General features: G+C 65.5%; 25 protein-coding genes and 1 pseudogene. 12 read left to right on the forward strand and 14 right to left on the reverse strand.

What is annotated here, in order from left to right:
- Positions 1-19: 19 nt before the first annotated feature.
- Entirely contained in the window at positions 20-979 is a 960-nt protein-coding gene (locus ACQVDU_RS10540; RefSeq protein WP_199732620.1) for an MFS transporter, read from the reverse strand.
- 105 nt (positions 980-1,084) lie between these two features.
- Between ACQVDU_RS10540 and ACQVDU_RS10545 the strand changes: the two genes are divergently transcribed.
- The 5 genes from ACQVDU_RS10545 (at position 1,085) to ACQVDU_RS10565 (ending at position 6,476) form a co-directional block, all read left to right on the forward strand.
- Complete coding sequence (locus tag ACQVDU_RS10545; RefSeq protein ID WP_024476687.1) at positions 1,085-1,669, forward strand: TetR family transcriptional regulator; 585 nt, start codon at positions 1,085-1,087, stop codon at positions 1,667-1,669.
- 227 nt (positions 1,670-1,896) lie between these two features.
- The gene (gene mobF / locus ACQVDU_RS10550; RefSeq protein WP_024476686.1) at positions 1,897-5,352 is read left to right on the forward strand and encodes a MobF family relaxase; all 3,456 of its coding nucleotides are present in this window, start codon (positions 1,897-1,899) and stop codon (positions 5,350-5,352) included.
- Between the two features lie 103 nt (positions 5,353-5,455).
- Positions 5,456-5,692: an addiction module protein gene (locus ACQVDU_RS10555; protein WP_024476685.1), complete on the forward strand. Its 237-nt coding sequence runs from the start codon at positions 5,456-5,458 to the stop codon at positions 5,690-5,692.
- Positions 5,689-6,006, forward strand: a complete 318-nt coding sequence (locus ACQVDU_RS10560; RefSeq protein ID WP_024476684.1) for a type II toxin-antitoxin system RelE/ParE family toxin — start codon at positions 5,689-5,691, stop codon at positions 6,004-6,006. The genes ACQVDU_RS10555 and ACQVDU_RS10560 overlap by 4 nt, the downstream gene beginning before the upstream one ends.
- A 44-nt stretch (positions 6,007-6,050) precedes the next feature.
- Positions 6,051-6,476 carry a hypothetical protein gene (locus ACQVDU_RS10565; RefSeq protein WP_231734932.1) on the forward strand — a complete coding sequence of 142 codons (426 nt, stop codon included), beginning with the start codon at positions 6,051-6,053 and terminating at the stop codon, positions 6,474-6,476.
- Positions 6,477-6,630: 154 nt separating this feature from the next.
- Here ACQVDU_RS10565 and ACQVDU_RS10570 read toward each other — a convergent pair whose 3' ends face one another.
- On the reverse strand, positions 6,631-6,825 hold the full coding sequence (locus tag ACQVDU_RS10570) for a hypothetical protein (protein WP_120298671.1): 195 nt from the start codon (positions 6,823-6,825) through the stop codon (positions 6,631-6,633).
- Positions 6,826-6,862: 37 nt separating this feature from the next.
- Positions 6,863-7,312, reverse strand: a complete 450-nt coding sequence (locus ACQVDU_RS10575) for an aldo/keto reductase (RefSeq protein WP_024476682.1) — start codon at positions 7,310-7,312, stop codon at positions 6,863-6,865.
- Here ACQVDU_RS10575 and ACQVDU_RS10580 point away from each other — a divergent pair.
- From ACQVDU_RS10580 to ACQVDU_RS10590, 3 genes are all read left to right on the forward strand, one after another.
- Positions 7,290-7,643: an IclR family transcriptional regulator gene (locus ACQVDU_RS10580; RefSeq protein ID WP_229382131.1), complete on the forward strand. Its 354-nt coding sequence runs from the start codon at positions 7,290-7,292 to the stop codon at positions 7,641-7,643. The two genes, ACQVDU_RS10575 and ACQVDU_RS10580, sit on opposite strands and share 23 nt — an antisense overlap.
- A gap of 258 nt (positions 7,644-7,901) precedes the next feature.
- Entirely contained in the window at positions 7,902-8,816 is a 915-nt protein-coding gene (locus tag ACQVDU_RS10585) for an alpha/beta fold hydrolase (RefSeq protein WP_443477084.1), read from the forward strand.
- Positions 8,817-9,716: 900 nt separating this feature from the next.
- Positions 9,717-9,839, forward strand: a complete 123-nt coding sequence (locus ACQVDU_RS10590; protein WP_267189609.1) for a hypothetical protein — start codon at positions 9,717-9,719, stop codon at positions 9,837-9,839.
- A gap of 14 nt (positions 9,840-9,853) precedes the next feature.
- On the opposite strand, the gene ACQVDU_RS10595 is transcribed toward ACQVDU_RS10590, so the two are convergent.
- On the reverse strand, positions 9,854-10,204 hold the full coding sequence (locus tag ACQVDU_RS10595) for a winged helix-turn-helix transcriptional regulator (RefSeq protein WP_024476679.1): 351 nt from the start codon (positions 10,202-10,204) through the stop codon (positions 9,854-9,856).
- Positions 10,205-10,275: 71 nt separating this feature from the next.
- Between ACQVDU_RS10595 and ACQVDU_RS10600 the strand changes: the two genes are divergently transcribed.
- Positions 10,276-11,283: a zinc-binding alcohol dehydrogenase family protein gene (locus ACQVDU_RS10600; protein ID WP_024476678.1), complete on the forward strand. Its 1,008-nt coding sequence runs from the start codon at positions 10,276-10,278 to the stop codon at positions 11,281-11,283.
- A gap of 767 nt (positions 11,284-12,050) precedes the next feature.
- Here the strand turns inward: ACQVDU_RS10600 and ACQVDU_RS10605 are convergent.
- The 6 genes and pseudogenes from ACQVDU_RS10605 to ACQVDU_RS10630 form a co-directional block, all read right to left on the reverse strand.
- Positions 12,051-12,638 (reverse strand): annotated as a pseudogene (locus tag ACQVDU_RS10605) (DEAD/DEAH box helicase); the annotation flags it as partial.
- A gap of 367 nt (positions 12,639-13,005) precedes the next feature.
- Positions 13,006-13,188, reverse strand: coding sequence for a helix-turn-helix domain-containing protein (locus tag ACQVDU_RS10610; protein WP_036294314.1), 183 nt, complete (start codon positions 13,186-13,188; stop codon positions 13,006-13,008).
- A gap of 48 nt (positions 13,189-13,236) precedes the next feature.
- Positions 13,237-14,046 carry a hypothetical protein gene (locus ACQVDU_RS10615; protein WP_195692259.1) on the reverse strand — a complete coding sequence of 270 codons (810 nt, stop codon included), beginning with the start codon at positions 14,044-14,046 and terminating at the stop codon, positions 13,237-13,239.
- Entirely contained in the window at positions 14,039-14,446 is a 408-nt protein-coding gene (locus ACQVDU_RS10620) for a hypothetical protein (RefSeq protein WP_195692258.1), read from the reverse strand. The genes ACQVDU_RS10615 and ACQVDU_RS10620 overlap by 8 nt, the downstream gene beginning before the upstream one ends.
- Before the next feature lie 47 nt (positions 14,447-14,493).
- Entirely contained in the window at positions 14,494-14,874 is a 381-nt protein-coding gene (locus tag ACQVDU_RS10625; protein ID WP_195692257.1) for a hypothetical protein, read from the reverse strand.
- 72 nt (positions 14,875-14,946) lie between these two features.
- Entirely contained in the window at positions 14,947-15,228 is a 282-nt protein-coding gene (locus ACQVDU_RS10630) for a helix-turn-helix domain-containing protein (protein WP_036295200.1), read from the reverse strand.
- Positions 15,229-15,441: 213 nt separating this feature from the next.
- Here ACQVDU_RS10630 and ACQVDU_RS10635 point away from each other — a divergent pair, with 213 nt between their 5' ends.
- Positions 15,442-16,083 (forward strand): NYN domain-containing protein, encoded by a 642-nt coding sequence (locus tag ACQVDU_RS10635; RefSeq protein ID WP_036295197.1) that lies wholly within the window; start codon positions 15,442-15,444, stop codon positions 16,081-16,083.
- 21 nt (positions 16,084-16,104) lie between these two features.
- Here ACQVDU_RS10635 and ACQVDU_RS10640 read toward each other — a convergent pair whose 3' ends face one another.
- The 4 genes from ACQVDU_RS10640 to ACQVDU_RS10655 are packed head-to-tail and all read right to left on the reverse strand — an operon-like array spanning position 16,105 to position 21,842.
- A complete protein-coding gene (locus ACQVDU_RS10640; RefSeq protein ID WP_195692256.1) occupies positions 16,105-16,521 on the reverse strand; it encodes a hypothetical protein in 417 nt (138 codons plus the stop codon).
- Positions 16,514-18,619 (reverse strand): hypothetical protein, encoded by a 2,106-nt coding sequence (locus tag ACQVDU_RS10645; protein WP_195692255.1) that lies wholly within the window; start codon positions 18,617-18,619, stop codon positions 16,514-16,516. Before ACQVDU_RS10645 ends, ACQVDU_RS10640 begins: the two co-directional genes overlap by 8 nt.
- Entirely contained in the window at positions 18,616-20,430 is a 1,815-nt protein-coding gene (locus ACQVDU_RS10650) for a hypothetical protein (protein ID WP_195692254.1), read from the reverse strand. The genes ACQVDU_RS10645 and ACQVDU_RS10650 overlap by 4 nt, the downstream gene beginning before the upstream one ends.
- On the reverse strand, positions 20,427-21,842 hold the full coding sequence (locus ACQVDU_RS10655) for a tyrosine-type recombinase/integrase (RefSeq protein WP_195692253.1): 1,416 nt from the start codon (positions 21,840-21,842) through the stop codon (positions 20,427-20,429). The genes ACQVDU_RS10650 and ACQVDU_RS10655 overlap by 4 nt, the downstream gene beginning before the upstream one ends.
- 51 nt (positions 21,843-21,893) lie before the next feature.
- Between ACQVDU_RS10655 and ACQVDU_RS10660 the strand changes: the two genes are divergently transcribed.
- Positions 21,894-22,796 carry an HsdM family class I SAM-dependent methyltransferase gene (locus tag ACQVDU_RS10660; protein WP_443477157.1) on the forward strand — a complete coding sequence of 301 codons (903 nt, stop codon included), beginning with the start codon at positions 21,894-21,896 and terminating at the stop codon, positions 22,794-22,796.
- Positions 22,797-22,807: 11 nt separating this feature from the next.
- Positions 22,808-23,947, forward strand: coding sequence for a restriction endonuclease subunit S (locus tag ACQVDU_RS10665; protein ID WP_443477158.1), 1,140 nt, complete (start codon positions 22,808-22,810; stop codon positions 23,945-23,947).
- Positions 23,948-23,956 lie beyond the last annotated feature (9 nt).

Genomic DNA, 23,956 nt, shown 5'->3' on the forward strand with positions numbered 1-23,956 from the left:
CGAGCGCGACCCCAGTGACTCACACGAGACTCGCCAGCGCCGTGCCCGCGAGGGATGCCGAGAGTGCGGCTTCGATCAGCAGCCCAATCGCGGCGAGGGCGAACCCGGCACGTGCAACCCCCGCGCCGCCGAGACGCTTCGCAATAGCGCCCGCGAAGAGGGAGGCGAACATGCCCGGCAGCCCGACGAGGCGGAGCCAGATCACCTGCGATGAGTCCAGGCAGAGGTCGGTCAGGTGCGGGCCGAGGCCGGTGTACATGCCGACGAACGACAACAGCAGCGTTAGGTGCGCGAGGCTCAGTAGCAGCACCGAGGGGCGTGTGGCGACCCTCCCGACTACGGCGAAGCGACGCACCAGGCTCGCATCGTCTCTGCGACTGTGCGGCTCGGTGACGAGCACGGCGACGCCGATCATGCCGAGGCCGAGCATGATGCCGGAGAGGATGAACACCCACTGCCAGCCCAACGTCAGGCTGAGCGCGGAGGCGAGTACTTGGCCTGCGATCCCGGCAACGAGGAATGCCGTCGACATGGCCCCGATCGCCGTTGCCCGACGCTTCAGCGGGGTCGCTTCGGCCAGATACGCGAGCGCAACCGGCGCGAAACTCGACGCCATCACCCCCTGCACCCCGCGCAGCGCAGCAAGCATCGGCACCGTGGAGGCGAAGCCGCAGGCGATGGTCGCGACGGTGAGATACACCAGGCCGATGAGCATGATCCGCTTCCGCCCGTACTGATCGGCCAACGGCCCCCAGATCAGGAACCCGACCGCATAGCACACGCTGAACACCGTCGAGAGCGCGAACGTCACATCAGAGCCGAGTTCCGCACCGATCGGGGCGATCAGCGGGATTGCCGCGTACAACTGCGTGAGCACCAGCAGCGCCGTGACCACGAGCAGCACGACCACGCCGTTCCCTGCCGGGTGCTCGCGCGCCTCGCCTGCTCCCGCTATCTGTTCCGTCGAGTTCGCAGACACCACCACTCCAAATCCAACGTTTCCGTTGGATTTGACTGTAGTAGGCTAACCGCGAAGACGCAACGTGAGCGTTGGGTTTACCGCACGAGACGGGAGGTGGGAACGATGGGCTGGGATGTTGAGGGCAGGAAGCGCCGCATCCTCGACGCGGCGGTGGCCGAGTTCGCCGCGCACGGGCCGCACGGCACGACCATCGAGCGCATCGCCAAGGCCGCCGGGGTGAACAAGGAGCGCGTCTACACGCACTTCGGGGGCAAGGACAGACTTTTCGCCACCGTACTGCGCGAGGAACTGGCGAAGGTAGCCCGCGACGTGCCCGTCGAATCATTCGCAACCGAGGACGTGGGCGACTACGCCGGGCGCGTCTACGACTACCACCGCGAGCACCCCGAACTCGGCAGGCTCATGCGCTGGGAAGGGCTCGTCTTCGACACCGAAGTACCCGACGAGGCCGAGCGGCGCGAATACTACGGATACAAAGTCGCCGCCATGACCGACGGACAGGCCAAGGGCACAGTAACGAGCGACCTCGACGCCGACCACCTGATGTTCCTCGTGCTCTCACTCGCCGGATGGTGGTCAGCGGTACCGCAGGTCGCCCGCATGATCACCGGAGCCGAGAGCGACGCCGAACACGCACGCCGCCGTGCCTCCGTCGTCACCGCTGCCCGAAGACTCATCGGGCAGTAATCAGGTCACGAAGTTCGCCGAGAAGACTAGTCACTTCATCGAACCGAACTCCGAAAGTTCCCTCGAACTTTGTGACGCCAACTCTTGCCAGCGACACTCTGTGCGACGCTCTCGCGCTGACGCTCGGCTCCATCAGTCATCTGCCCCCTATCTCAGTGAGGCACGTATTTTACGGCGGGGCCGTAGTGCGCACCTCTCTCACGAGACGACTCGTGAGGGAGGCCAGAGTGAAGGGTGGAGTGAAGCTGTTCCACGGCAGCGGTGCTGCCGCGCGCGCCTATGTCGAGGCCGACCGCTCCCGCGCTGACGAGTACTACCTCGGCGCAGACCAGGCCGTGGCCGAGTACGCCGTGATCGACGCGACCGGCGAGGTCACCGCTGCTCGGTCGCTGTCGGCGGATGAGTACGAAGCCTGGGTCGATTGGGTGAACCCGGACACCGGGGAGTCGATGGGTACCCCGCGCAAGCCGGGCAAGGTGCGTCGGGGGTCGCCGTTGTTCGCGGAGATGACGATCAACGCGCCGAAGAGCCTGTCGGTCGCCGCCGCACTCCACCCGGACGTGTCCGAGGCGTTGGACGCGACGCAGCGGGATGCGGCGCGGGAGATTCAGCACTTCCTTGGTCAGCATTCGGTCACGTTGGCGGGGCCGCGCGGCGCGCAGGAGGTGCTGCCGGTCGAGCACATGCAGACCGTCGCGATCACGCACAAGACGAGTCGTGCGGGTGATCCGCACCGGCATATCCATTTCCAGATTGGCACGAGGGTGTGGGCGGGCGGGAAGTGGCGGGCGCTGACCACGGCGGCGTTGTTCCAGCAGCAGGGCGCGATCCGTGCTCTCGGTACGGCGGTGATCGCCGCGCACCCCCAGCTCGCCGCCACGCTCTCCGAGCATGGCCTGACCCTCGACCCCGTAAGCGGTGAGGTTGTGGAGTTGGAGCCGTTCAACGCCGTCATGTCGAAGCGGTCGGCGCAGATCAGACGCAACCTGGAACGCATGGAGGCCGAGTGGCAAGCGAAGCATCCCGGCGAGACGCCCGGCCCGGTGTTGACCGCTCGGATGCAGGACGCGGCGTGGGCGTTCCAGCGGCCCGGCAAGAAACCGGCGGACTTGAAGAACGAGCAGTGGTGGCAGCAGGAACTCCGAGACGCCGGCTACCACCCCGAGAGCTTGCAGCACCCCGACACCGTTGCGCCGGCATCGCTGGATGACCTCAGCGTGCAACAGGTCGCCAGTCGTGCGCTGGATCGCTGCGCGGCGGCTGCATCGACCTGGACACCGCACACCGTGCGAGAGCACGTCACCCGCATCACCACCGAGGCAGGCGTGCAAGCGACCCCGGCGGAGTTGCGCGAGTTCATCGACCTCGCCACCGGACTCGCCGCCTCGGATTGTTTCTCGGTGCTGCCGCCGGGCATGGTGCAACCCGAGCACGTCGCCCACCTCACCAGCCTTGGCGTCGTCGCCGCCGAGACCGCACTCCGCGACCAACTCACCGCCGCGACGCCGGAACGGGAGCCGAAGCACCCCGACGTGACCGACGCTGCGCAAGCCGCCGGACTCGACACCGGGCAGACCGTGGCCGCCGCTGCCGTCGCCTCGACCAACCCGCTCGTGATTGTCGAGGGCGCGGCGGGCGCAGGCAAGACCACCATGCTCGGCGTCGCCATCGAGGTTGCAGCCGAGCACGGGCGATCCTCGCGGGTGGTTGCGCCGACGTTGCGTGCGGCGCAGGTCGCCCACGAAGAACTCGGCGTGCCCGCAACCTCCGTCGCGGCGCTCGTGTATGCGCATGGGTGGCGGTGGAACGAGGACGGCGTATGGACACGCCTCGCACCCGGCGACACCGACCCTGCAACCGGGAACATCTACACCGGCCCACCAAACGACGCCGTGCTGTCGCGGGGTGAGCGGGTGATCGTGGACGAAGCGGGGATGCTCGACCAGGACACCGCCCTCGCTCTGCTGACCGTCACCGCCGAGGCAGGCGCGTCGGTCGCGTTCGTGGGCGACCGGGCGCAGCTCCCGGCGGTCGGGCGCGGCGGGGTGCTCGACATGGCCGCCCAGATTCGTGGCCGTACCTACGACATGACCGAACTCCACAGGTTCACCGATGCCGAGTATGCGGCGTTGACGTTGGTCATGCGTGACCGGGAGCACCCCGGCGACGTGTTCGACCGACTCGCCACGATGGGCCTCGTGACCTTGCATGCCGACGAGGAAGCGGCCCGCGAGCACATCACCGCCCACGCCCACGACGGCGAAGCGATCACCGTCGCCACCAACGACGAGGCCACCGAGCTGAACGAGCACATCCGCGCCGGGCGGGTCGAGCGCGGCGAGGTCGACGACACTATGACGACGACCGGCAGCGACGGGCTGAGCATCGGCGCTGGCGACCTGATCCAGACCCGGAAGAACAGCAGCGACCTCGGCGTGGCAAACCGGCAGCAATGGATCGTGCAGCATGTGACCGACGAGGGCAGCGTCTACGCCCGCGAAGTCAGCGGCGGAGGCAAGCACAGCCGCACCGTCGCCCTCCCCGCCGAGTACGTGAGCGAGTGGGCGCACCTGTCGTATGCCGCGACCGCCTACGGCGTCCAAGGCGCAACCGTCGATGCCTCCCACACGGCCTTGTCGGAGGCGACGAGCGCGGCAGGCGTCTACGTCGGCATGACGAGAGGCCGCCAACAGAACCAACTCCACGTCGTCGCCGCTGATATGGCGGATGCGCGGGCGCGGTTCGTTGAGGCGATGGAACGCGACCCGGCAGACCGTGGCCTCGACCACGCCACCGCCCAAGCCATCGACGCCGTGCAAGGCCTCGTCAGCGATGGCCCCGTGCAGCTCATCACCGAAGAACTCGCCCGCCTCACCGCCGAAGCCGAACGAGCCGAACGTGCGGCGGAACGCTGGGAGCAGACCGCTGCCAGGTTCGACGCCCAGCGCGCAACACACAAGACCGAGGACGACGAGCACGCCGACGTGCTCCGCCACGCCGAGGACGAGGCGGCGCGCATCCGTGCCGAAATCGCGGAACCGTTGACGGTGCAGGCCGAGGCAGACGGCACCACCTATCTCGATGCTGTCGAGCGCGAGGCCGCCGCAAGCAGCCGACTCGCCACCGTCGGCAGGCTCGGCAGGCGCAAGGCCCGCGCGGAGCACCGCCAGACGAGCGAGCACACCCGGACGGTTCGGGCACGGGTGCGCGAAACATGGGGCGAACCACCCCGCACCACCGACACCCTGCCCGAGTGGGCGGCACGACAGGCCGAGCGTCGCGCCGAGGCCGATCCCCGCGTGATCGACGCCGCCCAGCACGTCGAGGCCGCGCGAGCCGACCGTGACGAGTTGCGGCAGCGGCACGAGCAGGAACGCCGGGCGTTGCTGGTCAGCGAGTACGGGCCGCAGGCGGTGATGCGCCACCGGGTCGGGATGCGACTGCCGAACCCAGCACAGCAAGCAGGACAGGCGCACCAGCAAGCCACCGCGCTCCGAGCCGAGGCCGACTACCTCCGCGCGCTACCGATCCGCGACGCCGCCGCACGGATCGAAACCACCCGCGCCGAGCACGAAGCAAGGCAGCAAGCACTCGCCGAACGCGAACGGCAACTCCGCGAGCCGACCGAACGCGACCCGCGGCGCAACGACCCGCGACATGACGGGCCAGCACGCGGCCTATGAGCATCAGCAGCACGTCGCGTCGGCGTGACGTTCACAGCAGCCCCGCAACCCGAGCCACAGACGCCCAGCGCGATTGTCGGCCGTTCGACGTACACTTGAATACATGACACCCGACACCGCAACTCTGATCCGAGACGGCCTCGCGCTCGACGCCGATCAGCGCGCGGTCGTCGCTAACGCCCTGCTCGAAAGCCTCCATGATGCAGACGACGAGAGCGAGGTCGATGCAGCCTGGCGTGCCGAGGCTACCCGGCGACTGGCCGAGGTGCGTGAGGGTGCGGTCGATCTGGTGGATGCCGACGAGCACTACGAGCGTTTGCGCGCCTTGCTCACCGCATGACCTTGGCCCAGCGAGAGCACCCCGAGGCCGTCGCGGAGTTCGACGCCGCCGTGCGCTGGTACGAAGACCAGGAGCCAGGGATCGGCCTTGCGCTCATCGACCGAGCAAGGCAAGCCCGGAAAGACCTCGACCAATGGCCGAACGCCGCCCCACCATTCACGACCGCTGACGATGGCACCGTGATCCGCAGCAAGGCCGTTCGCGGATACCCGTACCGCATCGTCTACACGGTGGAGCCGGACACGATCCTGATCCTCGCCTACGCCCACGAGCGCCGCGAACCCGGCTACTGGCTCCACCGGCTGAACGACTGAACAGCACGCCGCCGGGCTCATGGCTCGGATCGGGTCTCGCGTACATTTCTGGCGCCGTCGAACCCGGTGGTGAGGTCAGCGAGGAGCAGCTCCGCCGTCTCATGGGGCACGGCCAGGACCCCAACACGAGCGAACAGTTGGGTCGTCCGTACCGCCGATTCGCAAGCACTGCCGAGCGAGTTGCCCGTCGGCTTGAGAAGCTTCCCGAGACCCTCGCTCCCGCTGATAGGGGTGCACAGGTGGCGTTGATCGAGGCGGAAGAGGCAGGGAAACCGACGGGTGTGTTCGGCGAAGTCGGTGAGGCGGGCGAGGTTCTGTCGGGTCTTGACGGCGAGGTAGCGGCCGTTGACTTTCCGGTCTTCGTTGATCTCAAGCAGGGCTTCGGCGGCATGCTGGCGGACGTAGGGGTCTTCGGCGTCGTCGGCGGCGATCTGTGGCCCAGACTTCGCGAATTCGGGCAGGGGTACTAAAGCCCACCCCCTGTTCCCGATCGGGCACACTGCAGAACTTACTCTCTCCCTCGCCGCCATCTGCAGTGCACGCGACTTCGCGATGGTTTGGACGCGGCTGTCGAGCGAGCCGAAGGTGAGGCGAGCAAGGCAGATCGCGCCTACGTTCGAGCCATCACCTTCGCCGCCGGTCAGTTGCTTCGCGCAGTCGCCGAAGTCCACCGGGCAAGCCTGGCGAGCCGTATTCGTCGGCGGTCTCGAGGCAGCGGTCGTGTGTGCAGCGCATGATGGCGGAGAGCCGGTCCTGCGTGTAGTCGAATGTCCAGGAGCCGCGCGAGGCGTTCTGCTGCGTCTCCAGAGCGCGCTGAATTTACCAGATCGGTGACGATTTTGGTGTTCTTGGTGGACTAATGACCGTTCTCGGGCAGGTCAGAGTCCCGCGCGGCGGCTTCGCCGTTGTCGAGGGACGCAAGCGTGGCCATCTGGTCGGTGCTAAGGCGGAAGTCGAAGACCGAGAGGTTCTCGACCAGGCGTTTGGGGTCTGACGATCTCGGCACCGGCACGAGGCCCTGCTGCACGTGCCAGCGGAGCACCACCTGTGCCGCCGTTCGTCCGACGTCCGCCGCGATCTGCACGATCGTCGGGTTCTCCCGCAGCTCGGGCCCGCGGCCGAGCGGGCTCCAGCTCTCGGTCACGATACCGAGCACCTCGTGCGCGCGTCGAGGAACGGTACGGGCGATGTCGGGGCTGAGCTGGATCTGGTTCACGTCGGGCACGACCCCGGTCGCGGAACCGACGACGGCGGTGCGAGTCGCTTCACGGTTGGGCAAGGAGATGCCGGCCCATTGCACCTCCACGGGAAAGGTTCTCCTGGCGCAGCTCCCGCGAGAACAATTGGACCGTCTCTACCCCGACGAGCAACTCTCACAGGTGACTCCGCAGTCGATCCGTACCAAGACCGAGCTCCTCGCACAACTGGATCTTGTCGCGAAGCAGGGCTATGCAACGAACCGGGAGGAGAGCGAGGAGGGCGTGGCCTCGGTGGCCGTGGCCGTTCCCTCGGCGAGCGGGCTGCGGTTGGCGATCAACGCATCTGCCCCGGTGTTCCGCTTGCCTCCCCGCAAGGTGAAGACCCTCGTCGCACTCCTCGATGAGGCAGCCGTACGTCTGGCCGACCTGACCTCCTGAAGGCTCGTCGTCTCTTTCCCCTGCGACCTGGTGCAGGGGTCGTTCGGCGCGTTCTGAAGAGAGCTCGAGCCATGCTGGACTGTTGGCGCCGCGCAAGCTATTGTGTCTTCTAGTTAGGAACAAGTTCTGCTCAGCAGATAAATATGCGAAGAGGATGATCAATGCAGATCGACGGAAGCCATATGGTGATGCTCACGCATCCGGAGAGGCTCGCACGGGCCCTCGACGCCGTCATTGCCTAACAGGCCTGGGGAAGCTATGGATTCGATTTCACGCCCAGACGACGTCGCGCCGATCTCGTACACCGAACTGGCGCCGTCGGGTGCGCCTGCTCGGTGGATCGTCCTCGTGCACGGGGGTGGTGCCTCGAACGAGTACTATCTCGAGACGCCCGACGGCCGACAGGGCTGGGCGGCACGATTGGTATCGCTTGGCTACGGTGTGCTGGTGGTGGACTGGCTGGGGTTGTCCTATGAGGCGGCCCAACACGTCGATGATCGTGCGGCGTCTGCGCGGCTGGACTATGAGAGCGTGTGCCGAGGGATGGGCGTGTTCCTCTCTGGTCTCGGCCGGAACGTCGTGCTGGTCGTGCACTCGATGGCAGGTCCGATTGGCTTCCGCCTCCTAGAGACGCATGGCGATCTCATCGACGGGCTCGTAGCCGTCGCTCCGGGCCCGCCTGGAAATGTACAGGCGGTGCCCGAGATCGTGAGGGAGTCCGACCAGGAGGTCTCCATCCGTGGAGCGGCCATCGACTGGACCATCCCGAAGATGGGTTTCTGGGAACCCACAAGCGCCTTCGTGAACGACAAGGTCATCGGACCCAGCCGGCGGTTCCCCCGCGAGTGCATCGAGGTGTTCCGCCGCACCCTTCGGCCGATCCCGGCCCGGATGCTTTATCAGCGTCAGAACATCGGTGGGAGCCAAATGAGGATCGGGCCGACCGACGCGTTCACGAACAAGCCGATTCTCGTCTTCACGGGTGGAGCCGATACCGACCACCCCTCGCAGCTGGATCAGGACATCGTGGCCTGGCTCACCGATCAGGGCGCCGCCGTCACCTTCTGGTCGTCCGAACTGCCTGTTCTCGCTGGGAACGGCCACATGCTGATGGTCGAAGACAATAGCGACGAGCTCGCTGACGAGATCGCGCGGTGGATCACGGCGCTCTGACTCGCCACCGTATCGTCCCGGCCATTATTTCAGCCGACCCGACGTCCCCAACAGCGGAGGAGAACGCCAGTCGTTTCCTTCGTGTCACTCGAGGGAACGCTGTGCCAGCTCGTTGCCGACTACGACTTGGTCGATCGGGCCCTTGCTCGAACTCCTCATTTCATACGTCTGGCGATGGACTCAAGGGAGATGTTCGCCGACGGCCGCGTGCAACTCCAGGTCATCGGTGGACAGCTGAGGCGTCTGCCACGACGCATCGAGACGATCGGTTCGCAGCTCGAACGGAACGTTCGGGCTGAGCATAAGGATGTTCCGAGACCTCCAGGAACGCGGATGGATCGGTTCGTTGGTCGGGGAGCTGACGACCACCCTGGTTGGCGTGGCGCTTATCGTCGCTGCGGTGCTACTTTCGGTCTCGGGGGGTGGCCCCCAGCTCGCCCCGACGTCGCACTCCTACCGTTCCTAGGGGCGGGGTGGTCGGCCTCGCGGGCAGGCTCCTCGTGCTGAGGCCGCTGCGCACCTCCTTGATGCGCACCACGCTGATCGCCGGATCCTGGCAAACTATCCCGCGACGCGAATTCGCAGGGGGTGTCGGCGCGACTTTCGATCGACGTACAGTGCCGTCCGTTAACAAACGATCGGTTCGTGCGACCGAACTGTCGAACGCCTGTGCATCGCTGCGGCGAGTTCCTCATGGCGCAGTACCTGGGTTTCGCTTCCGGAAGAAGATTTCACGAACCCCAGCGACACGGTGTTGCGGTGACGTTCGACGAAAGAGAAGAAGGATGGCCCGGCGAATCCCAATCGCGCGAAGTCTCGCCTTCGAAATGACAGAAGCGCTCCTGTGCTCGCGCGTCGGTTACTTCGCACCTTCTAGGTGTGACGTTATCAATTAGGGTGATGACGACCGGTGACGGGTACCGGTACCTGCTGAACTCTGTCGTGTCCGGTGACGGCGACCGCGACGCCTCGTCTGTGTTGACGCGGTATTACGCGGAGGCCGGGACTCCTGGCTCGATGTAGCGCCGAGGGGGTCGCTACTGGTCGGTTCCGACGTTGTGTTCAACCCAGTCGCGCAGATGCTTCAACGGGGCGGCTGCGCTGTGTCCGAGGTCAGTAAGTTCGTACTCCACGCGAGCGGGAACCTCGGGGTAGACGGTGCGAGTGAGCAGGCCGTGGTCTTCGAGACGCTTGAGGGTCTGGGACAGCACCTTGGGGCTGACGCCTTCCAAGCGTCGTTTGAGTTGCCCGTTGCGTTGCGGCCCGTCTTCGAGCGCACCGATGGCCAGGGCGCTCCACTTGTTGGCGAGCAGGTCGAGCATGTCGCGGCACGGACACATGGCCGCGTACACGTCGTTCCGGTCGCACTCATCCACGGTCTGACTCATACGTTCATGGTATCCGATGGGTACTAGGTTGCCTTGACGGTAACCAGTAGGTCTGGGGAACCATAATTGGCATGACGGCTACGACTGCGATCGGATACGAGAAGAACCTCCCCGCCACCGACCCCGAGGCGCTGACCGCCCGCGAGGTCGAGGTGCCCGAACTTGGACCGCATGACTTGTTGGTCGAGGTCGAGGCGGTCTCGGTGAACCCGGTCGATGTGAAACTGCGGGAAGGCGCTCCTGCGAACGGGTTCAAGGTGCTCGGCTTCGACGCCGCCGGTACGGTGCGCGAGGTCGGCTCAGCGGTGACGCTGTTCGCTCCGGGTGACGAGGTGTACTACGCGGGCAGCATCGACCGGCCAGGTACGAACCAGCGCCTGCATGTTGTGGATGAGCGGATTACGGGGCGCAAGCCGCAGGTGCTGTCGTTTGCCGACGCTGCTGCGCTGCCGCTGACGGCGATCACCGCCTGGGAGACCCTGTTCGAGCGGCTCGCCCTTACCGAGGACTCGACCGGCACCCTGCTGGTGATCGGCGCGACCGGCGGAGTCGGATCGATCATGCTGGCACTGGCCGACGCGCTCCTGCCGAACGTCACCGTGATCGCCACCGCCTCCGACGATGAACGCTCCGCCTGGGTGCGCAACCTGGGCGCGGAGCATGTGGTGAACCACCGCGACGACCTGGCTGAGCAGGTGCTCGCCGTCGCGCAGGATGGCGTGGACTGGCTGTTCACCGCGCATTCCGCGGGGCAGATCGAAACCTATGCGCGGATCGTTCGAGCGTTCGGGCATATTGTCGCCATTGACGACGGTCCGCGCGACGTGTTCCCGCTCAAGGGCAAGAGCATCGCTTGGCACTGGGAACTGATGTTCACCCGCCCGCTCAGGCAGACCCCGGACATGATTGAACAGCACCAGCTCCTGAACACTGTCGCTGACCTTGTAGATCAGGGCCGCATCCGCACCACGGCCACAACGACACTCGCGCCGATCTCACCGACCACACTCCGCGAGGCGCACGAGTTGGTCGAGAACGGCCGCACAGTCGGCAAGGTCACCGTCCACAGATGGGAGTAGACTGAAACCGCGCGCACGCGCATGTTCACAGGCGAGTGCGTTTGCAGAACCTCGGCTAGCTGGTCGTCGAGGATCGTGCGCAGCTCCACCCACTTCTTGTCGTCATCCAGCAACCGGACGCGGCGCGCGACGCGGATGAGGTCTTCGAGGATCGCGATCTCAGCGCGGAGTTCACCGATCGACTCGGCCGCAGTGGCAAGGTCGACCACCTGGTCGACACGGGCCTCGAACTGTGCTCGTTCTTCTTCGGAGATTTCTTCATCGAGGTCATCGAACTCGTCGGGGTTGAAGCTTGGCGCCGAAGCGGAGGCGTCCTCGAAGTCGAGTGCGACGCGGCCGGTTGACCACTCGTCAATAGACGCAGTCATGGAGGTGCTGTAGCGGGCCTCGTCGGTCGCGCGCTGCCATTCCCGCAGACGGGTCTCGAGTCGCACTTGGCGTCGCTCGAGCGATCGGAGGATCGCCTCCGGACTTGAGGCGAGGCGTCGCTGCAGCACGGTGAGCGCGAACCCCACGTTGTTGCCGCGCTTCTTGTCGCCCGCCTGCGCGAGCCGTTCCGCACGACCCATCTCGGTGCGCACGTAGCCGGTCACCAGCTCATATAGCTCACGCTCGGGGTCGCTCAGCTCGTACTCGACCGTGTACGCGCGACGCTCGGGGAACAGAGGCTTGCCCTCGAAGGTGAGGAGCTCTTCCTTCACCATGCGCCGCATCAGGCCGCGCGTGTCAGTGCGGTGCACGCCGGCGCGGAACTGGCCCTCGAACCGGTCGCGGTCCAGCAAGGACATGAACAGCTGGAAGTCTTCTTCCTTGCCTGCGTGCGGGGTCGCGGTCATGAGGAGGAAGTTGTGCGCGGTCTCGGCGAGCAGCCGCCCCAGCCGGAACCGCTTCGTCTCGTCGACTTGACCCGCCCATGACGAGTAGTGCGCGGACATGCGATGCGCCTCATCGACGACGACAGCGTCCCAGGTGACGTCGGAGAGCTGCTCGATCAGGTCATCGCTGCGGGAGAGTTGGTCCATCCGTGCGATGAGGAACGGGTGCTCGTCGAACACATTGCGGCCCTGCGCGTCGTCGACCATCTGACGGTTGAAGATCTCGAACGAGAGGTCGAATTTCTGCGACAGCTCTTCCCGCCACTGCTCCACGAGGCCGCCGGGCGCGACGATGAGCGCTCGTTCGCAGTCGGCGCGGAGGATGAGCTCCTTGAGGTAGAGGCCGGCCATGATCGTCTTGCCCGCGCCGGGGTCATCAGCGAGGAGGAACCGCAGCGGGATTCGCGGGAGGAGTTCCTCGTACACTGCGCGGATCTGATGCGGCAACGGATCGACGTCCGAGCTATTCACCGCCGCCATCGGGTCGTAGAGCGCGGCGTACTTGATGCGGAGCGCCTCGGCCGCGAGGCGGAACTCATCAGGGTCGCCGTCGAACGCGGGCGCGTTACCCAGCTCCGTGACTAGTTCGAGCTTGCCGGCATCGAGCTCGGTGATGGTGCGTTCGCCGGTCCGACCCGAGTCATCGCGGAAGAAGATCTCGACGAGCGCGTCGTCCAGCGGTGTCACGCCGACGAGTGTCACCGGCTGCCCGGGCAGGACACCGCGCAGGCGTTGCCCGGCGCGCAGCGATGCCAGCGTCACCGCAGGTGCGTCCACGTGGTTCCTCCCCTGGAAAATGGCAAGTCGATCAGGATACGTCGTGCCGCCGACATCGCGGCCGACTGGGTCAGTCCGGAGATCCTGCGTCCCCTCTGCGTACCCAGTCGTCGACCTCGCTCGCCTGGAACTTCCACAGACGCCCGACCTTGTGCGCCGGCATCCCCTTGTCGGAGATCCAGGCGTAGATCGTGTCCTTGGTCACGCCCAAGTGCTCAGCGATGTCGTCGGCAGAGAGCCACGGCTCGGACATTCACGCCCCCATGCGGATTGAACCGGATTTATCCGGGTATGGCCGATCCTATCGGGACCCCTTGCCCTCGTCGCCATTAAGGTGCCCGACTTCGTCAACGGCCGCCAGCAGCTCTTCGAGGTGCATGTGAATTTCGTCGTACGCCTGCATGAAGAACATCAAGTCCATGTTGAGTGGGGGCGTATCGTCCAGGTCGGCGAGGACCTCTCGAGCCTCGCGGACCGCTGTCTGCAGCCGAGTCTCGATTCCCGGCAGGCTCAGGATCCAGCCGTCGATCACGCTGAACGGGACTGGTGAGAAGTCGTGGGCGTCGACGCCGACGTGGAACTGATGCCCATTCGGGCCATGGTCCCGTGCGTGGGTGTGCCCGTGGATGAGCGGGATGCCGTCGTCCCAGCGCGGGCGATGCGAAGTGTGTCGATCCTGTTCCTGGCTGTCGCCGGCGTAGGGGTAGTGCGAAGCGATGATCCGGTACCCGCGGCGGGTGCCCTCGACGACCTCTGGGAGGATCTCCCAGCCCGCCGCTTCGTACATGGGCAGGAATCGCTCGATCGCCCGTTTCGACTGCGTCGCGGGCGAGACACGATCGTGGTTGCCGGGGACGAGGAGTCGGCGTCCGTGCAGGTGTGCGGTGAGCGGAAGGGATTCAGCGATCGCTCCGAGCGCGAGATCTCCCAGGTGCAGCACGACGGAGTCAGGAGCGACAACGTCGTTCCACCGGCCAATCAGCGCGGCATCCATCTCCGCGACGGTTGAGAAGGGACGGTCGGCGAGCTCGCTGATGCGGGCATGACTGAAGTGGGTGTCAGAGGTCACGAAGTCGACTTGGTCGAAGTCGAACCAGGGGTACTCACGCATCGCCAGGATCCGGGGCGTCGGGATCCATCTCGAAGGCGCGAAGCAGCGTTCGTTCGAGGTCGCTGACCGGCTCCGGCGGCATCCCAGCGATCTCGTCACGCAGCTGACCGAGAGCGGCCTCGATTGCGGTCCGATGCTCGTCGCGCCAGGCGCGAACGCTCGGATCGCGGAGGACTCCGTCGTCACGACTGCCCGGATAGTCGAGCAGGAGCTCGGTCTCGATCGCCGACGCCATTGCGCGTGCATCGACTGCGCTGGTCATGCGGAGAATCGAGAGGTGGGTCGCGGCGTCCGAGCCCGACACCTCGACGAGGTAGCGCTGGATATCGCCATCCTCGCCGTGCGTGGTCGCGACGAGCGAGACCGTGACCGTACGGCCTGCGATTGAGATCTCGCGCATGCTTCCTCCTCGACGTAGAACCGGCCAACCTATCAGGCGGTGATGGATCAGTCAGTCTCCGGCTCGGGATAGATTCGTCCCGGCCGTACGACGTCGTCGTGTCCGGGGATGAAGGCGATCGCGCCCAGTCGGGTCCAGTAGCTGATCAGCCAGCGCTGGATGAGCTCGGTCTGTTCACGGCGTTCGAGGAGTGTCCGTCCCGGGTCTTCGATGACGTCGTCCCACGCGATGCTCGTGAACATCGCGTTCAAGAGTTCGGCGCACGACGGCCCAGTGCCATGTGTGTCCCACCATGCGATCGTCAGCCTGCCGGCTTGGGCTGCGGTGCTGGATCCGGCGGGCTCCTCGATCGTTCCGATCAGGGCGGTGAGGTAGGGATCTTCCACCGCCATGACGAACGACTCCTGGTTGAGTTCCGCAGCGCCCATACAGTGCAGAATGCCATACAGATTAGGCCTCTCCTGGTAGTCGCGGGCTGTCACCCGCAACGCCGAAGTGCCTCAGCGGATCGTGAGGTCGGGCGTCACGCTGGGCAAGAGGTCGGTGAGCTGAACGTCGAGCACCTGAGCTACCGCCAGCAGAGTCTTGACGGTCGGATTCGCGGGAGTTCCGGGCTTCGACTCACCCTTCTCGAGCTTCTGGTACGTGTAGCGGCTCAGGTTGGACTCGTACGCCACACGGTCCTGGCTGTATCCGACACGCGCTCGTTCCCGCTGGATGTTCTGGCCGAGCTCGCGAGCGTAGTGGTCCCACGCATCAGGCGAGGTCGCGGGGGAAGGCACCCATCAAGCGTCACGAGTAGGCCTCTGCAGTAAGGCCTAATCTGTATGGCAATCTCGATGGCTCGACAACCCGGCTCGGACACAAAGACGCCCTCCACGAGGGAGGGCGTCGGGCCACGGTTGGGATGAACAACCGGGCGGGGTGTATCCACACTATACACACGATCGCTGGTAGGAAGGTGATCACCTCGTGCACCGATTTGGAGTCGTCTGTTGTCAGCCTCACCCGTTCCTGGACCGCCGCACGAGCGCCTCATCGTCTACATCGACGGCTTCAACTTCTATCACGGCATGCACGACAAGTTCGGACGCTCGACGCTCTGGATCGACTTCGTCGCACTCGCGCAGAGCCTGCGCCCACGCAGCCACATCGTCGCGGTGAAGTACTTCACCGCACCTGTGCTGGGCGATGCGGGCGCGGCCAGTCGTCAGGCCTACCATCAGGCAGCCGTCGCTGCGCGTCACACCAACGTCTTCAGCGTCACGCAGGGCCGATATCAAGCGAAGACCGTGACGTGCTTCAACTGTCGCGCAACGCGTACGGTGCACGAGGAGAAGGAGACCGACGTCAACATCGCCGTTGCTCTTGTGGGCGACGCCGCTGCGAACGCGATGGACTCGGCACTGATCATCAGCGCCGACAGCGATCTTGCGCCCGCGGTCAGGGCGGCCAAACAATTCCGCCCGCACATGTTCATCGGCGCCGCCTTCCCACCCAAGCGGTTCTCGAGCGAACTCAAGCAGCTGATGCCCGCGTCGTCGCAGATCGGTCGCGACAAGATCCGCCAGGCTCTTCTGCCCGAGAGCTTCACCGTCGGCGCGACCACGTACACCCGACCTCCGAAGTGGCGATGACACGAGCAGCAGCAGCGCCCGTCATCCCCGGCGTGAGTCCGCGTTCGGGCGCTTCATCGGAGTGACGTTGTGGCTCGGGTCATCGCCACGCAGCAACTGGTTCTCGACGTGCAGCTCGGCGATGGCGGTCGCGGCGATCGTCAGCTGTGCTTCGAGGCTGCTCACTCGCTCGCGGAGCTGTTTGATCTGGGCTGCACGATCGGCCAGCGAGCTTCGCAACGACTCGATCTCACGATCTCGCGGCTGGGACCCGTCGACGCGACGTGCCCACTCATCCATGACCGCAGTCGCACGGTTCATGGTGGCGCGGCTGACGCCAGCTTCGCGATAGAGGTTCTCCTTGATGAGGCGTCCGTCGGTGCGGATCGCCGCGCCGGTGAGCAGGCGCTCCATCGCGTCGCGCAGTCGGCGTTCGGTCGCGGCAGAGATCTCAGGCATCCGTGAACTTCCTCGTGATACGGCGAACGTCTTCAAGTTCTGTCTCGAGTTGTTCGCGATTGTGTGGTGCCATCTTTCGGTCGCGCAGCTTCGCGACGAGGTCGCGTTCCTCCGCGATCCAGATCGGCGCGTGCTCCTCGGTGACGACGGAATTGCCGCAGGCGGTGGGTTGGCAGCGATTAGGCATGACGCCTCCTGCGGCCGCTTCGGCGGGCAGCCCCTTCAAGCACGCCGCCTGCTCAGGGATGCCGAGGCAGTGGTTGACGGTTCCCCATCGGAGCGTGCTGAAGCGATCGCGCAGGAGTGCGCGCAGTGTGCGCTCGTCGCCGACTTTGACCTCGTTGCTTGCGACGGCCTCGACCTTCTCGAGCTCGTCTCGGAAGCGCTGTGCGCCTGCGCCTGCGAGCCTCATCTCGTGGTCTTGGTGAGAAGACCAGGCGCCGACCAACCGTGACGCGACAGCTTCCTGAAGCTCATGCTCGAACTCCGCGGCCCACTCCGGCGTCTCGCTCGCGTACCCGGAGGTCGTGCCGTTCGCGACGGCGCGTCGCGCTGCGTGCTTGAGCTGGATGCCGAGGGCGATCTCGCCGTCTGGCTGTTGCGCGGTGATCACGGCCATCGTCCGCCGGAACATGTGCGGTGCAAGCTGGAACGCGGGGATCGGTTCGAGACCGGCATCCGCGGATTGACCATTGAGCTGAGAGATGAACTGCTTCAGCTCGCTGTGACGATCGAACCGACCTGCTCCGTCGTGCGCTCGATGTTCACGTCGAACAGAGCTGAAGACGTCGTCGCCGAGAGCAAGTCGTTCCGCGACGGCGATTGCTTGCGCAACGGGTTCGATGATCCACCAGTTGCGTCGCTGGGTCCCACGCCGACCCTTCCGGAGCTGGGAGGTGACGGCGGGCGCCCCGTACGAAGTGGTGAGCGCTCCCTTCTTGATGCTCAGCAGTTCCGAGTCGCGCATCATCGTGAGAGCCGCGCAGAAGACGTAGCACGCGTTGCGGAGGAGCTTCAGTTGGACTCGGATCGTCGCCGGGTCGAATCCGTCGATCCACGGACCGACGGATCCATCGGCGCGTTCGATCGCCGTCGCTTTTGTGGCGAGCCCACCGCGCGCGGTCGCGAGCGTGCCGGAGCCGATCGCGTCGACGATGTCCTGACGTCGGCGGAGGACGTCAGGACGGTCCAACTCGGAGAACATCTGCTTGCTGTGCCCATCGGAGACGAGCAAGGAAAGAAGTGTCCAGTGGATCTCGCCCTCGCGGAATCTGCCGTACGTCATCCGATGCAGGGGCACCCGATTTCCGGGCGTTACGATCCATCGCGCGAGCGTGTCCTCGGGGTGTCGTACCTTCACGCGCTCGGCTTTGGGGCGGTCGAGCGCCGACCATTCCGCGGCGGCCGCAAAGATGTCGTGCGAGAACACGTTGATGTACTGCCAACACGCCCGCAGGAGCGGCCACCACACCTGCGGTGGAATCACCGGCGTGCTCAGCTCGGCGCTGGACTTCTGCCCGCTGAGCGCGATCGTGTGGAGATCTCCCCATGGACGGAATGGGATGCCTCCGCCAGAGAGGACTGCCGCGTAGGTGTGCAGTTCGCGAACAGCATCGACTGCTTGTCGCGTTCTGGAGGGGATCCCCATCGTCTTGACCTCAGTGAGGAAGCCGTCGAGGTGCGACTGATGGAGATCACGGAGTGGAGTGTCAGGGAGGTTGTCGGCGTACCACGCGGCGAACCGCTTCAGGCCCTCGAGCTTGGAACGGATCGTCTTCACATGGGCGGGCGTTGCTCGCAGATAGATCATCTGCCCGCGCAGCACGGGATGCACAGGGTTGAGAAGTGCCATTGCGAGTTCGCGAGCACGAAGGTTCCACTCACCGATGAACGAGTCGAACAACAGCACCGCGGAATGGCGGCCCGCAGCAGGGTTCCACCCCAGGGCGCTGAGGTCCCAGCGATCCTCATCTCCGAAGAAGGGGATGGGGAAGTCATGTTCGAGGTGTCGATCTGAGATGACCGCCGTGTCGCTCGCCCAGTAGTCGCTCGCGAACAGCGACACCGGCTCGGCAGAGTACTCGCGATCGACGCTCACAGGTGGACTCCTCTCTGGGTGAGCGGCACATGGACAGAGGCGGTCTCGCACGCCGTCCGCGCGTTCTCGATCTCCGTCGGGGAGAACTCGTGGAGGATGCGTTCGACGTTGACCAACTGCTGACCGTGTACCGCCGCGAACTGGGCCGGGGGCATCTCGTTCTCGTGACCGCGGAGAATCTCTCGGTACGCGAGGACTCGCGGCAGGTGATCTGCGAACACGATCGCGTTCGGGCACGCGAAGCACATCGATGGCCGATGCTCGCAGAGCCGCCCCGCCGGCGTGAAGGGCGATTCGTACGGTGACGTGCACTGAGTCACGTTGATTCCCTGGTCAGTGGCGCTCGAGGCCAACTCGGCGGCTGCGGCAGCACCCAGGTCGCCTGCTGCGTCGTCGACGGTGCTGGCCGCAGCACGAACGAAGACCGGCCCTCGTACTCGATCGAACACCTGACTCTGCGCCGCGTTGACTGCGTTGCCGGCCAGAACATGCACGGTTGTCGACTGCGCGTAATGGCGTTGGTAGACAGCGATGCTGTGGTCGTCTCCCGCCGCGGCGTCAGCGCTGCGGAGCACTGCTGCACGAACACTCTTCACTGTCTTGCGTAGCCGGCGGGAATCGTATGGCTTTGATATCTCGGGCGAGATCGCCATCAGAAGCGACGTGAAGGGGCGGCGCGAGAATGACTCCTGGCGCGCGACGAGATGCCTGGACGCGGTGCGCTGCACGGTGATGAACAAGGCGTCCGCGTCGGAGCCGCCCACCTCCTTTGCCTCCTCCCGAGCTGCCTCGGTGACAGCGATCAGGCGAAGTATGAGATCCCCTGCTCTCCACCCGGTGCCATCGCGAGACCCGGTGATCGCGCATCGCACGGTTCGAGTTCGGTGGGCTCGCGCCTTGTGGAGCCGTACGCGGACCGAGTCTGTCGTGTGCTCGATGTCTGTGAGTCGAACGTCCGACCACTCTTCCGGCGCCGCACCACTCTCCAACTGCAGGAGTGTGCGAAACGCAACGAGGTCCTCGCTGGACGGATAGAGGTGGGTCAGTAGTCGTCGCGTGATCCGGCCGGCATTGGCGCGGACCGGTGACTGTTCGAGCGCGAAGTCGTCGTGGAGGTCGTCGAGCACACCCGATGCGCACGCGCGGAGGACATCAGCCTCGATCGATGCTCCGGGACGTCGTCCGAGATGGCGAATGCCCCACAGGACATCGGCGCTTCGTTCCCACCCTGTGCTTCGGGGATCGTCTGCGCTGGCGAGCAGCCGACGTCCGACTGCCAGACGAGCCTCCAATTCGCGGATTCGGGCGCGGCAGGCGTTGCGAATCGCGAGTCGCTCCGCGTTCGAGAACTCATCGAGCGGCGTGGAGTCGCCGCCCTGGTGCAGCACGTGCGCCTGCGCCCAACGGAGCGTGGCGTCGCTGACGTCACGACCGTTCGCTGCGTGGACGCGGACGAGAGCGCGGATCTGTCTGCCGTACTTGTACGGGATCGCGCTCTCTGGCGGGTAGTTGCCGGCCAACGCGGATTCCCACGCGTGCAACGCGTCGATGAGGGCGAGTCCCGGCGTTGCGAGACTCACAGTTCGCGGGCAAGCGTCAGGTAGACCGCGCAGAAGGCTCATCAGCGCCCGGCGGTACTGATACGCGGTGCCGTCGGTGTGACCCATGGCTCGACGCATGTCGATCAGCGCGTCCGCGAGCTCAGCCGCAAGGACGGGGTGTGCGAAGTCGAGCGGGGCGAGTGTTCCATCGACGTTCGCGGTCGGAAGAACGAACAGCATCTGCCGCGGGGTGAGGTCGATGTTCGTCACGCGACGTTCCGATCAGCGAGGACTGCGTCCGCGTATGTCATGCCCTCGTCGCTCCAGCTCTCGAATACGTCCTGGATGAGCGCATCGGTGTCCTCGATGTAGCGCAGGTAGACCATGGTCGTCGCCGGGTTCGAGTGCCCCAGCAGCCGCTGCACTGTAAGTCGCGGGTTGATGGCGATGTGCTCGGAGATCGTGGCTGGTCCCACGTTGCCTGCCCGTCGCTCCGCCTCGCGGGCCAGCGCCACATCGGTCAGCGATTTCAGGAGCACGACAGCGAAAGTGTGGCGCAGATCGTGCGGAGTGATCCGTGCACGGCGACCGCCCATCTCGTCCTGAGCGAGCCTCAGAGCACGCCCGCTTGCAGCCTCGAACGTCGCGTGCCATTGCCTGCGGCTGATCGGCAAACCGCCTCGACCGACGAACAGCCCCAGCGCCTCCATCCCGTGGTCCCGCTCGATGACGGCAATTCGTCGCAGGTGCGGAGGCAGCTGGTGCAGCCGCCATCTCGATCGCCGCCCATTCACCCGGCCTCGCAGGATGCCTGCCGACACGTCGATCTCGTCGACGACGAACAGCTCGGAGCGGCGTCGCCAGAGGGAGGCAGCTGACGCGCGGACGACCGCTCGGCGCTCCGTCTGCCGGTAGAGATCGACCGCCCGAAGCGTCGTGAGGGGGACGTGGACGCGTCGACGCTTCTGGTACTTCGCGCACGCCTCGAGCAAGACGGAGATGCCGGTGCCCGTCGGCGGCGGGACTTCAGCGTCGAGCAGTGTGGAGAACTCACCGAGGCGCATCCCCGTCGTCACGGCCAGCTGCGCGCCCGCCTTTGAACGCAGGCTCGTTGTGCCCCGCCAACTCTCGTCCAGATCGCCCGCGGCGGTTCGTCCGCCGAGACCGACGTCGAGGAACGTGCGCCACTGCGCCTGCGTCAGCGGCCGAATGTCGGGCTCGCTCCTCCAACGCATCCGGAGCGGCGACGACCTTCCGATGGTGATCCACGGTTCGCGCTGGATCTGCCCGGTCTGAGTGAGCAGCTGATAGATCCCGCGTATCACGACCACGTCGCGTCGCCACGTCGCCGGCGACACCGGGCGCTCGGAGCCGCTCAGCCGCCATTCGCGGAACGCGACGATGTCGTCGCTCGACGCATGGATCACGTCGGTCTGTCGCGTGGCGAGGAACGACGCAAACCGCCTGGCGTCGTATGCGTACGCGCGCAGCGTCGCCGGGTCTGTCGACGCTGCGACGATCCGGAAGTACGTCAACCACGGCTCAACCGGCCGCCACCGATCGTCAAGAAGGATCGGCATCCCCTCGGGGAGCGAACGGGTGCGCGAGTAGATGTCGCTGGCGCGCGCGTCGAAGTCGGTTGAGGGGGCGAGTTGGTGGTCGACGAAACGCAGATACATCATGCTCCGGGGGTGCAGTCGGGTGGGTCGTTGAGACACTGACCGAACGTACACATAACGGCCGTCGGCACCGCCGGGTTCCTCGTGGCCGCCGAGGAGTACCTGCGCGAACATCACCCCGAGCTGTGGGCGGATGCCGCCAGTCGCGCCCACTTCAACGGACCTATGTTCACGGGGTACGACTCCGATGCCGCCATGGCCCGCATCGCCAGCATGAACATGCTGCTGCACGGCGTCGAGAACCCGACGATCGAGCGTGCCGATGCGCTCTCTGAGGGGCATCCGGGCGATGACCGCTACACGCTCGTGCTCGCCAATCCGCCGTTTGCCGGATCGCTCGACCAAGAGACCGTCTCGAAGGATCTGCAGAAGCTCGTCAAGACCCGCAAAACCGAGCTGCTCTTCCTCGTGCTCATGATCCGGATGCTGCGCAACGGCGGACGTGCCGCGGTCATCGTGCCCGAGGGCGTGCTGTTTGGGTCGAGCAACGCGCACAAGGCGGTGCGCAAGCTGCTGATCGATGACCACAAACTGGATGCCGTCATCAAGCTCCCCTCGGGAACGTTCAAGCCCTACACCGGGGTCTCGACCGCGATCCTGCTCTTCACGAAGACCTCGTCGGGCGGCACCGACCGCGTGTGGTTCTACGACGTGCGCGCCGACGGCATGACCCTCGACGACAAGCGCACCCCCATCGAGGCGAACGACCTTCCCGACGTGCTTGCCCGGTGGCAGAACCTGGATGCCGAGACTGCCCGGCTCCGCACCGACCAGAGCTTCTTCGTGCCGAAGCAAGAGATCGTCGACAACGGCTACGACCTGAGCCTCAACCGCTACAAGGAGATCGAGATCGAGGAGGTCCAGCACCGCTCCCCGGTGGAGATTCTCGACGAGCTGGATGCCCTCGAAGTCGAGATTCAGGACGGCCTCAAGCGCCTGCGGGAGATGCTCGCGTGAGGTGGGAGACCGTGCCGCTGGGGGAAGTTGTCTCACCTGTGTCCGGCCGAGCCGGGGCGCGGGAGCTACCCGTCTACTCAGTGACAAAGCACAGCGGGTTCGTACCGTCAACTGACTACTTCAAGAAGCAGGTGTTCTCGCAGGACCTATCGACCTACAAAGTCGTAGAGAAGGGACAGTTCGCGTACGCCACGATTCACCTCGACGAGGGGTCGATTGGCGTTGCGCCGGAAGCTTGTGTCATCAGCCCGATGTACACCGTCTTCTCTGTGGATCAGAGCCGAGTGGATGCCGGTTATCTGATTCGACTGATGAAGTCCCCCACAGCGGTGGCTCAGTATTCGCGACTCGGGCGAGGTACGGCCGAGCGACGCAAGTCGATTTCGCTCGAAGCGTTGGGTCGGCTTGGGGTGCACCTGCCGCCTCTCCCCGAGCAGCGCCGCATCGCCGCAATCCTCGACGAGGCCGATGCCCGCCGCTCGGCGAGACATGCGTCGCTTCGGCTGCTACGCGCCGTTCCCGGCGAGGTCCTCGCCGCACGCGATTCACGCGGGTGGAAGTCGGTTTCGCTGGGAGACGTTGCCTCGCTTCAGGGCGGTCTGACAGTGAGCGCCCGCCGAGCGACGCTTCCGCGGAGGGCAGGATACCTGCGAGTTGCAAACGTGTTCCGAGGCGCTATCGATCTGACCGAAATCAAGGATCTCGGCGTGACGCAAGCCGAACTCGAACGCACGCGCATCCGGCTCGGTGACTTGTTAGTGGTTGAAGGTCACGGAAACCTCGATGAAGTCGGCAGAGCCGCGTTGGTCACCGAGCTCCCCTCGGCGGATCTCACGCATCAGAATCACCTGTTCCGCCTGCGGCCAAACGCAGAGCGAGTTCTCGGTCGTTTTCTGGAACTGGTCCTCAACTCATCTGATTCCCGCGAGTACTTTCGTCGCGTCGCCAACACGACGTCAGGTCTGAACACCCTCAACGCCACGAGCGTCCGCTCGCTGAGAATGCGCCTCGCGCCACCCGCCATCCAGGACGAGGTCGTGCGGGAAGTCGACGGCGTGAGCAATTCGATCCGCGCTGCTGAGCGTAGCTCTGCTCAACTCGACGAACTCTTCGCATCCCTCCAGCACCGCGCGTTCCGCGGTGAGCTCTGATCTGCTCCC

Origin of the sequence: Microbacterium sp. F2, assembly GCF_052274505.1 — a bacterium.
Taxonomy (GTDB): Bacteria; Actinomycetota; Actinomycetes; order Actinomycetales; family Microbacteriaceae; genus Microbacterium.

Excerpts from the sequence above, each read along its gene's own strand:
- ACQVDU_RS10585 (WP_443477084.1), top strand. The coding sequence starts at position 7,902 with ATGGATTCGATTTCACGCCCAGACGACGTCGCGCCGATCTCGTACACC.
- ACQVDU_RS10610 (WP_036294314.1), bottom strand. The coding sequence starts at position 13,188 with ATGTCCGAGCCGTGGCTCTCTGCCGACGACATCGCTGAGCACTTGGGC.
- ACQVDU_RS10625 (WP_195692257.1), bottom strand. The coding sequence starts at position 14,874 with ATGGGCGCTGCGGAACTCAACCAGGAGTCGTTCGTCATGGCGGTGGAA.
- ACQVDU_RS10640 (WP_195692256.1), bottom strand. The coding sequence starts at position 16,521 with ATGCCTGAGATCTCTGCCGCGACCGAACGCCGACTGCGCGACGCGATG.
- ACQVDU_RS10620 (WP_195692258.1), bottom strand. The coding sequence starts at position 14,446 with ATGCGCGAGATCTCAATCGCAGGCCGTACGGTCACGGTCTCGCTCGTC.
- ACQVDU_RS10595 (WP_024476679.1), bottom strand. The coding sequence starts at position 10,204 with ATGAGTCAGACCGTGGATGAGTGCGACCGGAACGACGTGTACGCGGCC.
- ACQVDU_RS10580 (WP_229382131.1), top strand. The coding sequence starts at position 7,290 with ATGCCGGCCCATTGCACCTCCACGGGAAAGGTTCTCCTGGCGCAGCTC.
- ACQVDU_RS10600 (WP_024476678.1), top strand. The coding sequence starts at position 10,276 with ATGACGGCTACGACTGCGATCGGATACGAGAAGAACCTCCCCGCCACC.
- ACQVDU_RS10655 (WP_195692253.1), bottom strand. The coding sequence starts at position 21,842 with ATGATGTATCTGCGTTTCGTCGACCACCAACTCGCCCCCTCAACCGAC.
- ACQVDU_RS10615 (WP_195692259.1), bottom strand. The coding sequence starts at position 14,046 with ATGCGTGAGTACCCCTGGTTCGACTTCGACCAAGTCGACTTCGTGACC.
- ACQVDU_RS10545 (WP_024476687.1), top strand. The coding sequence starts at position 1,085 with ATGGGCTGGGATGTTGAGGGCAGGAAGCGCCGCATCCTCGACGCGGCG.
- ACQVDU_RS10590 (WP_267189609.1), top strand. The coding sequence starts at position 9,717 with ATGACGACCGGTGACGGGTACCGGTACCTGCTGAACTCTGTCGTGTCC.
- ACQVDU_RS10555 (WP_024476685.1), top strand. The coding sequence starts at position 5,456 with ATGACACCCGACACCGCAACTCTGATCCGAGACGGCCTCGCGCTCGAC.
- ACQVDU_RS10560 (WP_024476684.1), top strand. The coding sequence starts at position 5,689 with ATGACCTTGGCCCAGCGAGAGCACCCCGAGGCCGTCGCGGAGTTCGAC.